This window comes from Teredinibacter turnerae T7901, assembly GCF_000023025.1.
Lineage (GTDB): Bacteria > Pseudomonadota > Gammaproteobacteria > Pseudomonadales > Cellvibrionaceae > Teredinibacter > Teredinibacter turnerae_B.
In genome coordinates this window covers 2,557,985-2,571,482 of the sequence record NC_012997.1, presented here as the reverse complement: position 1 = coordinate 2,571,482, position 13,498 = coordinate 2,557,985, and the positions used below count along the sequence as shown (strand labels likewise).

The 13,498-nt window shown below is 46.2% G+C and carries 2 protein-coding genes (1 of these 2 only partly in view); both read left to right on the top strand.

Features of this window, described 5'->3' with window-relative positions:
* Positions 1–2: 2 nt before the first annotated feature.
* On the top strand, positions 3–11,159 hold the full coding sequence (locus TERTU_RS10335) for a non-ribosomal peptide synthetase (RefSeq protein WP_015817776.1): 11,157 nt from the start codon (positions 3–5) through the stop codon (positions 11,157–11,159).
* A protein-coding gene (locus TERTU_RS10330; protein ID WP_015817303.1) for a non-ribosomal peptide synthetase crosses the window boundary here: on the top strand, positions 11,156–13,498 show its 5' portion. Its footprint extends 10,407 nt past the window's final position; 2,343 of the gene's 12,750 nt are visible here — the first part of the coding sequence; the start codon lies at positions 11,156–11,158; the stop codon falls past the right edge of the window. The genes TERTU_RS10335 and TERTU_RS10330 overlap by 4 nt, the downstream gene beginning before the upstream one ends.

The following is a 13,498-nucleotide window of genomic DNA, read 5'->3' as shown; positions in this document are numbered from 1 at the left end:
TGATGGAAAATAAAGCTAACACAACAACGGAACGTCTTACGCACTCGCAGCAGGCGGTTTATCTGGATCAAATGATTCACCCGAACATAGCAAGCTATAACGTGGGAACATTGATTCACTGCCAATCACCTTTTGATGAAGCTCAGATACGACAAACGATACACGAGATATCTCGTCAGCATGACATGTTAAGGACGTGCCTGGTTCCGGATGGAGCCGGCGTTCGCCAATTAGTTAACGATCATGCGACAGTGGACATTCGCATAATTGACAGGTCCGAAGGATCGATAAGCGATGGCGATATCGAATCCCTCATCTCAGACAATCATCACGACTGCTTTAACCTTTTTTTGTTTACCTGGCGAGTTACCCTCATCAAGATCGGAGAAAACGATTGGAAAATTGCCTTTTCAGGTCACCATTTGTTCTTTGACGGGCTGTCAATTATATATATCTATGAAGCATTTATGGAGTTATTTCCCGATATAAGAAGGGGGAGAAAATTCAAAGATTCCAGTATTCAGAGCGATAGGGACTACTGGGCTTACGTAGATGAAGACAAGCAATATACGCAGTCACCGCGTTATGAAAACGACAAAACGTTTTGGCAGAACAAGTTCCGTACTGTGCCAGACTGTTTACTGCCAACACTAGTATCTGGCGTAAAAAACACGCACGAAAGTACCTTTGAGCGAGTTTTCATCCCGCGCGATATCTATAAAAGTATAGAAGATGCGGTGGAATCGATCGGCCTGTCAATGGCGCATTTTGCCGTTGCGGTCACGGCTGTATATTTTGCTCGCGTAAAAAGGCAAAAAGACATTGTAATAGGTATCCCAATACATAATCGAACCAAAGCGCGCTATCGTCGTACGATGGGAATGTTTGCTTCAATGATGCCGTTGCGTATTAGCTTGGATGCAAGCAGCAGTTTTCTTACGCTAATGACCCAAATTGCTAAAGAGATGCGTGCTTGTTTTAGACATCAACGCTATCCAATTGTAGATATCAACCGTTTATGTCAGTTAACCAGCCTGGGGCGGCCTCAGTTGTTCGACGTGAGTGTCTCTTATGAGAGAAAGCATGTGTCGGAGGAATACAACTTCGGTGTGTTTAAAGGTGCGACTATACCACTTCGCTACGAATCAACACCTGCGGCTCTCGCTTTTAAAGATATCTACGAGAGTGACGATGTCGGCCTGGAATTGAACTGTAACAACGCACATATTACTCCGGCAGAAACGCTACGAATTTGTTCAAGGTTAAGAAATATAATACTCGACCTGCATAATAACTTGGACGCAGCGATATCCACACTCCCGTTGATAGATGACGAAGAGGAACGATATCAAACCCATGAATTAAACAAGCTGTTTTTTACCGAACAAAGCCACCTTGATACATCAAACTCTCCGCTAGTACACGAACGAGTGGTTGCTCATGCTGCAACAGACAGTACCAAACTTGCCGTTATTTATCGCCCAATCAACGGTGCCCTGCAAACCTTCACCTATGGTGAGCTTGTGGAGGCATCAGCCAATGTTGCTAATTTCCTGCTCCAAAATAGCCACCAAGGCGGCGATCTGGTGGCTGTTTTTATGGAGCGGAATGCGCGTGTTTTGCCCATTATTTTAGGCGTTTTGAGAGCAGGTTGCGCTTTTTTACCTCTTGCTCCCGAAACCCCGTTAGATAGGGTCAACCAAATACTGAATGCTGGTAAATGCCGCGCGGTTATAGTCGATAACCTTGAAAAGAGGCATATGTCTCCTCCAGATTACTCTTGCCAATCCATAGAATCTGATGTTCTGTTGGGTTTTCAGAGTGTGATCACCACTCAGCTGCCGGTTGTTACCGGACAACAGCCTGCATACGTAACGTTTACTTCAGGCTCCACTGGAGAGCCTAAAGGCGTAAAAGTTTCACATTCTGCTATCGAAAGTATGTATAGAGCGTGGCACGCTGCTTATGCTTTGGACACATTCAAAGATCGTATGCTGCAAATGGCAAACATTAATTTTGACGTGTTTACCGGAGATTGGGTGAGGGCGCTGTGTTCTGGTAACACCCTGGTTCTCTGTGATCGAGAGCGCTTGTTTGAGCCCGAACTTTTGCTTGATGAACTTGTGGCGATGCAGGTTACATTTGCTGAATTTGTTCCAGCGGTTTTACGTACGCTCATCGACGAGTGTGTGGCGAAAAATACCGTTCTACCTGCTCTGCGAACAGTTATCGTGGGTTCGGATAGTTGGTACCAAACAGATTCTTTTAATTTCTTCAAAGTTGCAGCCCCGTCAACATCACTCATCAACTCATACGGAATTACCGAGACGACGGTAGATAGCACGTGGTTTCATGTGGATAGAAACAGCGCGGTTACTAGCGGAATGGCCCCCATTGGTAGGCCGTTTTCGAATACCTGTGTTTATATCCTTGACGAATTTGGTCAAACGATACCACAAGGTGAGGTCGGAGAACTCCACATTGGGGGAGCTGGGGTTAGTGATGGCTATATCAATCTGCCTGCCCAAACCGATGAAAAATTTATTCCAAATCGATTTTTAAATGATGGTAGCCGGTTATATCGAAGTGGCGATATGGTGCGGTATCTGCCAGATGGCTGTATTGAATACATTGGTCGTTCTGACTACCAAGTAAAGGTGAATGGATATCGTATCGAGCTTGCTGAAATTGAACGCGCCCTGTGTGAAATCCATGGAATTAAGCACGCTGTTGCGGTGGGATATAAGACGAATGAGAAAAAGATTCAACTCGTTGCTTACATTGAGTGGAATCCGGAGCTATCAGATACAGAGTATTCAATCGATTCGGTAAAATTGGAATTAGCTAATATTCTTCCAAAGTATATGGTTCCAACGCTATTTTTGGAGGTCGAGCACTGGCCGTTGTCTGCTAACGGTAAGGTCGACAGAAAGGCCCTGCCTGAACCTCAGGTCGAGACCATTTCCCAAAACTATGTGGCACCGACGACACCTGAAGAAAAGCAGCTAGCAAACCTCTGGGCTAATTTGTTTGGCGTTGCAGAGGACAAAGTTAGTGCTAATGCGAATTTTTTTGAAATGGGCGGCGACTCCATTTTATGCATTCAGCTCATCTCTCGTGCGGCTGCAAGTGGTTACAAATTAACGATTAAAAAGATATTCGAACACCAGACATTGTCCGAGCTGGCCAAGCACATTGAATTAGGTGAGCGTACAGAAATCAGCCAGGATGTGGTTGACGGCAGTTTGCAACTTACACCAATACAAACGCAGTTTTTCGACAATAAAACGGATCTTCATCATTACAACCAGTCTGCATTACTTCGTTTAGCAGGCCCTGTAAGCCACGAAAACTTACTGCAGGTTGTGCGCTCGCTCTATGTGAAACACGATAGCTTTCGTTTGAGATTCAATAAAACCACGGATGGCGATTGGCAGGGCCGATACAGCTTCGTGTCAGAAGAAGAAATTACAGCATGTGTTACGGCAACAACATTGACATCCTGCGAACAAGCCGAGCTTTTGGATGTTTGTAATAATTTACACCGATCGCTCGACTTAGAAACGGGGCCACTTATTCGATTCGCAGCAATCCAGCAGCCGAGAGACGGCCTGGACAAGGAGCTAAGCGGCTATCTGTTTATCGCGGCCCATCACTTAATTGTTGACGGCGTATCATGGCGTATCTTAATTGAGGAAATAGCCAGCTCAATTGCTGCGTGCGCGTCCGGACACGATATATTATTGCAGCCTAAAACTCATTCCTTTAAAGATTGGGGAGATTATCTCAATAGCACGTCGCTCGCCAATTTGGAATTCTGGGATTCATATGCGACAAACGAATTTACAGATTTGCTGAGCTATGTCGATAAGGATTGGCTTTCTTCCAATGAAACTCAATCAAAAAAATCGGTTATTCGCCAAAAACTATTTGAACTTTCTGAATCAAGTACAGAGCAATTGCTTAAAGACGCAGGCGCTTCGTACTCTATTTCCTCTACGGAAATATTGTTAGCAGCACTGCACTTATGTCTGTATAAGATGACCGGTGCCCCTGATATCGCTATCGATATTGAGCACCATGGTCGTGATCTTTTCGATCATAACTTTGATTTCAGCCAGACTGTTGGCTGGTTCACCTCTGTTTACCCTCACGTTTTTTCTGTTCCTGAGACACTCGATGAATTAGACCTGGAAAGTTGGATCTGTTTCGTTAAAGAAAGCCTGCGAAGTGTGCCTGATAAGGGTGCGGGTTACGGCGTTCGCCGTTATATTCACAATGATGCATCCATTGATGTAGTAAGCCGTATTGCTTTCAACTTTTTAGGACAGCTGGATCAGTCCTTGTCCTCGCCTATTGTTTTATCTTTAGATGAAAACTACGGTGAAGTGGTTGGTCCTATGCGGTCGCCGGACAATAGTTTTACTTTCAACTGCTGGATAAAAAAATCCCAGTTGCACGTTGTTTTAGATTATGACGCTCTTATTTTTAATGAACTGTTCGTAGAGAACTTCTATAACACTTATGTCAAGTGCTTGGAGTCAATTCTTGATTTCTGTGCGCAGAAACGAAATGTAAAACTCACCCCATCGGATCTGCCATTGTGTGATTTGAGTATTGCCGAACTAAATCAATGGCAATCAGCATACAGTTTCGACGAACAGTATATTCGTAACATATACCCGGCTACCAAGATGCAAGCGGGCATGCTGTTTCATCATCTGTTCGATGCTGCAAACTACCACACACAACTATTGGTAACACTCGAAGGTGCGCTTAGCACAAAGCACTTCAAAGCTGCATGGCAAACAGTTTTTGAGAGGCACGACGCATTGCGTACAGTGTTGAACTCAAGCAGGGGAGGTGAGTGGTATCAGGTTGTTTTGGAAGGGACACAAATTCCCTGGCATTATGAGGACTTATCCAGCTTATCTGCGCAGAAGCAACGAGAAGAAATCGAGCGATTTAAAAAAGAAGATAAACGGTTAGGCTTCGATCTGGAGCACGGGCCGTTGCTCCGCGTTGCTGTATGGAAGACCGCTGATGCCACACATGAAGTACTGTGGTCCCAACACCATATCGTCTCAGACGGGTGGAGCCTGCCGGTTATTCTTTCCGAATTGATGACGATATACGGGGGCTTCGTCTCTGGCAGTCCAACAGCGTTAGCGCCTGCTCCCGCATATGCTGATTTCATTAGCTGGCAACGGGCGAATGACTTTACCGCTGCACAGCAATACTGGCGTAATTCCCTCGTGGATCACAGCGGGCCTACCCAGCTTCCTGGTCAGCGCGCAACAAGTTTCGATCAACATCACGATGCTACAGATCTAACCCAACGTCGCGTCAGCTTATCCGTTGAACAAACTGCGAGGTTGGTGGCGTTCACTCGTGAAAAACAGATAACGATGAATACAGTGTTGCAGGCTGCGTGGGCTTATGTGCTCGCGGGGTACAGCAACGAATCCAGTGTGACTTTTGGATTAACCACATCCGGGCGCCCAGCAGAGTTACTGGCTGTGGAGCAGACTGTTGGTTTGTTTATCAACACCGTACCAGTGCGAATTGAAGTTGAAGCGAACTGTTCGTTGGAGCAATGGCTCGTGCAGTTACAGCAGCAGCAACTTGAGCGCCAACAACACAGCGATTTACCGTATATGGAAATCCGATCGCTCGCGCCAGATGGATCTCAGTCTGATTTATTTAACAGCTTGCTCGTGTTTGAGAACTATCCCTCGATCGCAGCTTTAGACGATATGTTTAAAGAGAGCGGGCTCAATGTAAGTGCTGCGTCAAACGATGAAGATACGAGTTTCCCGTTAACACTGGTAGTAACACTCGGAGACCAGCTGTCTATAGATATGCGGTATCTTCAAGCAGGATTTGATCATGAAATTCTCCTACAAGCTCAGGAAGCGCTGCTTAATCTGTTAATCCAGTGTGCGACTGGCGCCGCCGCTAAGGTCAGCGATTTGTCTCTCGTAACAGAACATGACAGACATAAACTGGTACATGATTTTAACTCGACTATATCGTCCTTTCCTGATTCAGTGACAGTTGTTAGCCTGTTCGAAGCCCAGGTAACCAAAAGCTACAACCACATCGCGATTATTGTTGGGCAGCAATCCTTAACTTATGGCGAATTGGACGAGCAATCAAACAGACTCGCGATTTGGTTAGTCGAGAAAGGCGTAGGGAAGGACACACCCGTAGGGCTTGCTTGCTACAGAAGTGTCGAGCTGGTTGTCGGTCTGTGGGCAATAATGAAAGCTGGCGGCGCGTACGTTCCACTGGAGCCGGATTTTCCCAAAGAGCGTTTGCAAGATGTTGTAGAAGTCAGTGGCTTGAGCCTTGTATTGACGCATAGTCAGGCCGCAGTACAACTACACGGAGTTGAGACTGTATGTTTAAACGAGATTTCATTTAAAGACTCTCTACGCAATTTCGACGCGCAATATAAGCTCTGCCGTACAGCCCCTGAAAATCTTGCCTACATTCTCTTTACTTCTGGATCAACGGGTAAACCTAAGGGTGTCATGATTGAACATCGGGCACTGGTAAATCGCATCGACTGGATGCAAAAACAATATCCGCTAGACCAAAATGATAGAGTTTTGCAAAAGACTCCCTTTAGCTTTGATGTGTCTGTCTGGGAGTTTGTGTGGCCAATGTTGACGGGCGCTGTACTTGTGGTAGCACGGCCCGACGGACATAAAGATCCTGCGTATATGGCGGCTCTGTGTCAGGAGCACCAGGTCACCACATTGCACTTTGTACCCTCTATGCTCCGAGTCATGCTGGAGAGCGGCTCCTGGGGAAGCTTTCGAAGCGTACGTCAGGTGTTTTGTAGTGGCGAAGCGTTAACCACGGATCTGGTAGACGCTCATTTTGAGCAACATCACGCCTTACTACATAATTTGTACGGGCCAACGGAAGCCGCTATCGATGTAAGCTTTTATGAGTGTAACACTGCGCACGCTGAGGGCGGAAAGCGAGCGGCCAACGTCCCGATCGGCAAACCAATTCAAAATATTCAACTCTACGTCTTGGGCAGGCAGTGTCAAATTTTGCCAGTGGGCGCGATTGGCGAACTCTACATAGGCGGTATAGGTCTCGCTCGAGGGTATGTAAATCGGGATGACTTAACCACTGAGCGGTTCGTAACTATTGAACTGCCCGATAAAGGGTATCAACGATTGTACCGAACCGGCGACCTGGCGACTGTTGGTGCGGATGGGGTTATTAATTATCTCGGTCGAACTGATGATCAAATTAAAATACGTGGGTTACGTATAGAGCTGTCCGAAATTGAAGCCAAGCTACAACACCTTGACGATGTGCTAACCAGCGCGGTTATCGTTACACACGACCCGCAAAATCAGCCTCGTATAGTTGCTTACGTCGTGACCGGTGTATCCGACTTTGATTCAGCGAGTATAAGAACCTCTCTGCTAAATACATTGCCGGAATATATGGTTCCGGAGCAGATTGTTGCCATAGAGGCGTTGCCACTTACACCTAACGGCAAGCTGGATCGTAAGGCGTTGCCTAAAGTCAGCTTTCAGAGAGACGCAAAGCATTACATCAAACCCAGCACTTCACTTGCTGCTGACATCGCAAATGTTTGGTCAGCATTGCTGAAAATAAACGCCGAGTTGATTAGCGCTGACGATGATTTTTTCAAATTAGGTGGCCATTCCTTACTCGCGATTCGTCTGTTAACTGAGCTGCGCACGCAGTTTTTTGCAGATATCTCTATTCGGGATATCTACGCCCAGCCAAAATTACAGCAGCTTGCGGATTGGATTGGCGAACGCACGGCAGGCGCGGAGTCACAAACACTAACCGTTCCATCGGCTAAAGACTGGAACGCGCATACCCGAATCCCTTCGTCATTTGCTCAGCAGCGGATCTGGTTTCTAAACCAATTGGGAAACAGTTCCAATCAGTATCATTTGTTGGCTGCCATTGATGTGCGTGGTCAGTTTAACCTGGATGCCGCTCAGTGGGCGCTAAATGAAATAGTCCAGCGGCATTCTATACTTCAAGCTCGCTATATTGGCGAAGCTGAAAATGTGTATCTAGAACTTCGGCAAGAAAACCCAGTACCTTTCGCTAAAATAGAAGCTGACGTCGATCTATCACCAGAAAGCTCCGAAATAACAAAAATAATAGATACTTTTGTAAATACGCCGTTCGATCTGTCCAGCGATATTCTTTTGCGGGCCGCCTGGATAACCTTTTCGGCAACGAGCGGCCTGATGTTACTGAATATGCACCACATCGCTTTTGATGGCTGGTCGATTACCGTCGTAGCTGAAGAATTTCAAGCGTTATACTCAGCCTATTTAGATGGATCCAAACCTAAACTACCCGATTTACCGATCTCTTATTTTGATTTTGCGGCGTGGCAACGGGAGTTTTTGAATAACAATAACCCGTCAACATTAAGCCAATTGGATTACTGGAAAACGGCTCTTGCCGGCATTCCAGATGTCCACGGTGTACCCACGGATTTCGCTCGTGAGCCGAACCAGCAACATAAGCTTGGTACTGAATCCTTACTGGTCAAAAATTCTGTACTCGAAACCCTTGAAACTGTTGCTAAGCAGCAGGAAATTTCCTTATACATGCTGTTGCATGCCGCATTTTCCCTGGTGCTGGCTCGTTATTCCAACGAAAAAGATATTGTCATCGGCATGCCTGTTGCCGGTCGTGTACACCCAGGTCTGGATTCGCTTATCGGTATGTTCGTCAATACTTTGGTATTGCGAACACAATATGTGCCAGAGCAGGACTTTATCGACTACTTAAAGTCGGTGAAAGAAGTACACATTGCGGCGCAGGAAAATCAAGACATTCCTTTCGAATGGCTGGTTGAAGAGTTAAATCCAACACGAAGTGCTTTTTATAGCCCCGTTGTTCAAATCATGCTGAGCATGAATACTAATCAACCCTTCGATATACAGCTGCCGAACCTGGATGTAACACTGCACGACGGCTTTCGATATGTTTCTAATAACTCCACTGGCCCAAGCTCACTGGATTTAGACGCGAAATTTGAACTCTTATTGAACGCTGAGGTAACCGAAAAAGGACTGCTGTTTAATTTTGAATACAGTCGCGCACTTTGGGACCAACACACAATTCAAAACATTTTGGCTAGTCTTTCTATAGTCCTTGAAAGTGTAGAAAATCATATTGAGCAGCCAAACTTTACTTTGCCTTTGGTAGCGTTCAGCAACGTCGAACAAGAAAAGATTACATCCCAGATTAAGGCTGGTGACACGAGTGCGCCGTCTACATTAAGCAGTATGGTTTCAGTAGGAAATATAGTTTCGCGATTCGAACTAATGGTTTCACGACACCCGGATAACGTTGCTTTAAGCTGTGGCGAAAATCAGCTTAGTTATTACGAATTAAACACACGTGCAAACTGCTTGGCACACTACCTGTTGGCCAAAGGTGTTGGGCCAGGTGTAAAGGTCGGCATATCAATGTATCGATCTTGTGAACTCTATATCGCAATGTTAGCTGTGCTAAAAGCCGGGGCTGCCTATGTGCCACTGGATAAAAATTATCCTGCTGACCGATTAGCATACATGATCGAAGATAGCGGTATATTTTTACTGCTTCACAACGGCGGCGTGTTCAATCCAGAAGGGATGTCTCTGGCGGGGCTAACGCAAGTGGATTACAACATAATCTTAAATGAGCTGGATTCGCAGCCAGAAGTCAATCCAAGTATCACAGTCGAACCAGAGGATCTCGCTTACATTAACTATACCTCGGGTTCCACAGGCAACCCGAAAGGCGTAATGACCCCCCATCGCGGCATTTATCGGCTGGTCGTTGACTGTGATTTTATGCCGTTGAATGCGGCAACGCGATTTTTACAAATTTCTTCGGTATCGTTTGACGCGGCTACGCTCGAGATATGGGGGCCATTATTAAACGGCGGCTGTCTAGTCGCATACCCAGATCCAAAACTGGATATAGATAATTTAAACGCCTTGCTCAAAACCGAACGCATCAATTCTCTGTGGTTAACGTCAGCATTATTCGATGTGTGGAGTTTCGCTTCTTCAAGTGCATCTGTCGATAATCTTAGATGGCTGCTTGCGGGTGGCGACGTGCTCAACCCCCGGTCGGTTGCGCGCGCTTATTCGTTGATGCCGGAGCTCATCATTATTAATGGCTATGGACCAACCGAAAATACAACGTTTACCTGCTGCTATAGTGTGCCGCGAAACCACCCGGACAACCGGGCGGTACCACTGGGATTTCCGATTAATGGCACTGAAGTATTTGTCTTAGACAACTATCGCCAGCAAGTACCGATTGGCGCTATTGGTGAACTCTACACCGCTGGTGCAGGGGTCGCGCTGGGGTATCTCAATAAACCTGATCTCACAAGCCTGAGTTTTATCGAAGACCCTAATGTATCGAATTTCCGCTTATACCGTACCGGTGACCTGGTTCGGTACAACGCGAAGGGTGAAATTGAATTTATCGGGCGCGTTGACAACCAGGTAAAAATACGTGGTTATCGGATCGAGCCTGGTGAAATTCAGAGAGCCCTTGAAGAGTCCGATCTGGTTAAATCTGCAGTAGTACTTATTCATGGCAAAGATAGCGCAGAAAAAGAATTAGCAGCTTACTTTGTCAATTCTGATCCTGTAGGCGAAAAAGATTCAAGCGATCAAGTACGCACCTATTTGCGAAAAAAACTGCCCGAACACATGGTGCCTACTTACTTTATTTCTGTGGATAAAATTCCCGTCAATATCAACGGGAAAGTGGACAGATCTGCGTTGCCTTCCATTTCCGCTGCGAATGCAGCAACCAAGGGCGAAGCGCCGACAACAACAACAGAACTTGCTCTTGCAGAATTGTGGAGTCGTTTATTAAAAGTTCCGCTAGCCAGCATACATACAGAGAACGATTTTTTCGATCTCGGTGGGCACTCACTACTTTCGATTAAATTGCAATCGGAGATTCGAGAAACATTCGATGTAGAAATTCCAATCGTCACCGTATTTGAGGCTAGTCGTTTTAGAACAATGGCAGCGAATATTGAAATTTTGAAATCTCAGCACAGCCCAGAAGATCTGGAAAGCTGCGAAGAAGATATGGAAAGGGAAATTTTTGAGCTATGAGCATGTTTGATTTATTGGCGAGTCTGCACGAAAAAAATATTCGCGTTACAGCAAGTAATGGTCAGCTAAAAATTGACGCGCCAAAAGGCGCCGTAGATCAGGCTACGCTGGAAGCGTTAAAGAAATATAAGTATGAACTTGTTGAGTATTTCGAGTCGACGAACAAAAGTAATACGATAATTACTGCTCGTGACAGAAATCAAAATGCTGTTCTTTCATACGCACAGCAACGTCTTTGGCTGGTAGACAAAATGGAGGGTGGCAGCACCCATTACAATGTTTCCAGCGCATTTAATGTCGAAGGTGATTACAATCTGGAGTTTGCCGAAAGGGCGTTTACAACAATCGTGCAGCGTCACGAGGCGCTCCGCACCGTCTTCATAGATGATAGCGAGCACGGTGCTTTGCAAAAAGTCGTCGAGTGCGATTCTTTCAATATCCAGCTATTAGATTTCTCTGCACACAATAGAGCGGAGAGCGACAAAATCATCGGCGAGTGTGCCACCCGAGAAGCACAAACCCCGTTCGATTTGTCCCGCGACTTAATGCTAAGGGTTTCGTACTTGCGCTTTGCACAAAAGCGCGGCGTACTGCTATTCAGTATTCACCATATCGCTACAGATGCATGGTCGCTTGGTATTCTGGTCAACGAATTTGCCGAGTGTTATCGTGCAATTTCAGGTAATGTACAACCAACACTCTCTCAGCTTCCAATTCAATATGCCGATTATGCCGCGTGGCAAAGGTCGTGGCTTTCTGGGGAGCGCCTACAACAGCAGTTCGATTATTGGCAGCGACAGCTAGCTGATCTACCCAAAGAGCATAAATTGCCGCTGGACTACCCACGGCCAGAACAGCAGAGCTATGCTGGCGTCAGCTATGTTCATAGCGTGTCAGAAGTGATGCATCAAAAACTTTCGAGCCTGGCTAACGATACCAAAAGTTCGCTGTTTATGGTGTTACACGCCGCATTCAGCTTGTTGGTCTATCGCCACAGCAATTCCGCCGACGTCGTTATAGGGACTCCAGTAGCGAACCGCACGCAAAAAGCCCTCGAAGATATCATTGGTTGTTTTGTTAATAACTTGGTGCTACGCCTGGACTGTGGTGAGAGTGAGTCATTTGTGGAGCTGCTTGGTCGCGCCAAGAAAGTCAATTTAGAAGCGCAAAGCCATCAGGATATACAGTTCGACCAAGTGGTGGAGCGGATAAATCCTGTCCGTTCCACTCAGCATGCTCCGCTATTCCAGATCATGCTGAGCATGAATACCAACGAGAGCTTCTCACTATCATTTTCGGGCTGCGTGCTGTCACAGCGAAAGCAGACCGAACTCGAAACCAGGTACGATTTAATTTTGTACGCAATAATGGACGAAAGCGGGCTGTCGTTCAATTGGGTCTATAACAAAGCACTGTTTGTGCATGAAACTATCGAGCGGCTGGCGGGCCACTGGGTACGTCTGCTGGGGAACATAGCCGAAAATCCACAGGAAAATATTCAAAAAATCAGTATTTTATCTGATGAAGAAAAATCAAATATTTTGTCGCTGAACGATATTACTCAAACATCCAAAGAGGATAGTCGAGAAGTCACGCATTTCTTGAGTACATTTGCGCAACAGGTGGCGATGCGTCCTGATGCCTGCGCAGTCGTGTGTGGACCGAACACGCTTAGTTACCAGGAGTTAGATAAGCGCTCGAATCAAATCGCAAATTATCTGATAGAACGTGGCATTGCTCCGGGGGATCGAGTAGGCATTTACCTAGAGCGGACTAACGACATGGTCTCGTCCGTAGTCGGTGTATTCAAAGCGTCAGCAGCATTTGTTGCCCTCGACCCAAGCTACCCGGTAAAGCGGCTTGAATACATGCTTGCAGACAGTGACTGCAAATGCGTTTTAACCAGTAAAAATTTGAAGCGTAATATCGCAGAAATTATCACTATACCCATGTGCGAGGTTGATCAGTGCGCAAACCTCATTGCAGTCGCGGCAGATGCACCGGCAATATCGAACGTCGATCCAGCTTTGCCCGCATATATGGTGTATACCTCGGGTACTACAGGTACGCCAAAAGGGGTACCGGTAAGTCACTGTAATCTAGCGGCATATCTTTCCGGTCTGCTCAGCACCTATAAGATTGAGGAGGGTTTACGCTATGGCGTGCTTGCGACTATTGCCACTGATTTGGGGCATACAGCGTTATTTACCGGGCTGGCAACGGGCGGTGAGCTGCACTTGATTGATGAAGATTGCGCACGCAACGCAGAAGCCTTTATGGCGTACGTTCAGAGCAAAAAACTAGAATTTTTTAAGCTTACACCGAATCATTTCAATGCA

Bases quoted from the DNA above. Each gene is read 5' to 3' on its own strand.
- TERTU_RS10335 (WP_015817776.1), top strand. From the start codon at position 3: ATGGAAAATAAAGCTAACACAACAACGGAACGTCTTACGCACTCGCAG.